At 65.9% G+C, this 2011-nt stretch carries 1 protein-coding gene and 1 pseudogene; both read right to left on the bottom strand.

Annotated elements, in window-relative coordinates; translation table 11 throughout:
* Positions 1-1049 (bottom strand): annotated as a pseudogene (locus HMPREF0591_RS29360) (integrase); the annotation flags it as partial.
* A 122-nt stretch (positions 1050-1171) separates the two neighbouring features.
* Positions 1172-1912, bottom strand: a complete 741-nt coding sequence (locus HMPREF0591_RS29355; RefSeq protein ID WP_099459185.1) for a TnsA-like heteromeric transposase endonuclease subunit — start codon at positions 1910-1912, stop codon at positions 1172-1174.
* Positions 1913-2011: the final 99 nt, after the last annotated feature.

Raw genomic sequence — 2011 nt, 5'->3', positions numbered from 1 at the left:
TGCAGATTGATCCCCAACGTGCAACACGCCTGCCGGAAGGTTTGCGACAGATACGCCTTCCCGTGGTCGCACACTACGGTCTCCGGGGCGATCACCGGCCGGGCGGCCGCATCGGCCAACCGTTGATCCACGCCGGTCAAACAGCGATACGGCAGCACCGACCGCGACATCCGCAGCGCATCGGACCACTCCGGCCGCATCGGTTCTGGCGTCAACGCTCGGGCCAGCAGCAGCGCCGCGTCGACCGCTTTGGTCGTGGGCCGCAACACCGCGGCCGGAATCGAGCAGGTCGCGTCGTCAACCATGCCGGTCAGCTCGACCCGGTCCACCGTGCCGTCATCGAGGACCACCCGCACATCCAGGGGGGTCGAATCGATCTCGACCACCTCGCCGGGGCGCGCCACCGTCAGCGCACCGAACGGGCCGTCGGGCTGTTTGGACAACGAACGCCGGGTGCGCGCGGACCCGAACGTGTGCCGGCCCTCCGACAGCCTCTTCACCAGACGATAGAACGTCCGCTGAGACGGCATCGCCGGTGCGTCCTGGGCACCGTATTGAGCCACCAGCGATTTGGTCACCCGTCGCTGCAGGCGGCTCACCGTCCCGGTCGACACGTCGGTCTCGTCATCGATGGCCTGCCGCACTGCGGCCACCAGCCGCTCGTCGACGCGGCCGAACATCGCCCGCCGGGGAATGTGCCGGCGATCCACAACCCCCAGCAGGCCGTCTCGTTCGTAGGCATAGCGTTGCCGCTGCAACGTGTACAAGCTGATCTCGTGGCCAGCCGAGCGCAGCTCGGCGAGCTTGGCCAATTCGCGCTGCCGCAACGAACGCGACGCCGGATCGAACTCCGGCCGCGGCCGGCTACCCGCCTCGGAATCAACCCGTCGACCCGTCAACACCTCGATCAAGTGCCGTTCCCACCAGCGGGCCCGCTCGGCGGCAGCCTCGGGCACCCCGGCCAACGCTTCTTCGGAACACAAAGCCGGTCGCGATCCTGACACCAACTCCAACGCCGGGTCGCCCAGCAGCCGAGACAGCGGTACCACCGACTGCCCGCCGACCGCATCGGTCAGCCTGGCTGAACTGCCCGAAAGTGTGACAACCGTGAATACGCCGTCGGATAACCGGATTTCATCGCCCTCGCGGATGACACCCGACCGCATACCCGTCATCGTGACAACGCGGGCCCGACGATCGACTCCTCGGTCAAGACAGCCGCGGAAAGATCCACGCCCAGTCGCCGGTGCCACAACAGGTGAAACAGCACCGGCAACACCATGATCGCTTCACCGACCGGTCTCACCCCGGTCATCAGCGGCCGCGCCGAGTCGAACACCGCCTCCAACGCTGCGGCGACCGCCGGGCGGTACACCCGTGGATGCCGATACCCAGACAACCAGCGCAAATTCGCCGTCACGACCGGATCCGCAACGCCCGCTCGCCGATAGGCCCATCCCAGGGAACGGCACGCCTGCTCGGACCGGTCGAACAACTCAGCATCAGCATCCGATATTCGGTCATCGGCCCGCACGTCAAGAACCGTCGCCGTTCCGTCGGACAACCGCACGAAGTAATCAGGCACGTGGTGCCTGCCGTCACCCCAATGGAGCCGGAACGGCTGCGACGCAACACCAACCACCGCGGGATCGGCGTCCAGCGCGATCAAATGGTCACGCTCCGACCACGACTCGTACCCAACGTGCTCACGAGTCGTCGAAAACCACCACAGGCCTGGATAATTGCCCTGCCCGCGAAACGCTGGGAAACCACGCACGGGTGAGCAGTCCAACTCAAAGGCCACTGCGGCACACTCCGCCAGCGGCAAGCGCGAAGAACCCCCGGAGGAGTTGAATTCCACCTCAACGCCACCGTTGACCTGCGGCCATAGCGCCGCCGGCGCCACACTCACCTAAACAACGCTACCGGCGGTACCTCGGATAGATTGGCAAAGACACGCCGATACCGCAGATACGGTGGCAATACATCACATCGGATGTCAACGGACACC

Source organism: Mycobacterium parascrofulaceum ATCC BAA-614 (assembly GCF_000164135.1).
Taxonomy (GTDB): domain Bacteria; phylum Actinomycetota; class Actinomycetes; order Mycobacteriales; family Mycobacteriaceae; genus Mycobacterium; species Mycobacterium parascrofulaceum.
This window is presented reverse-complemented; position numbering and strand designations above follow the sequence as displayed.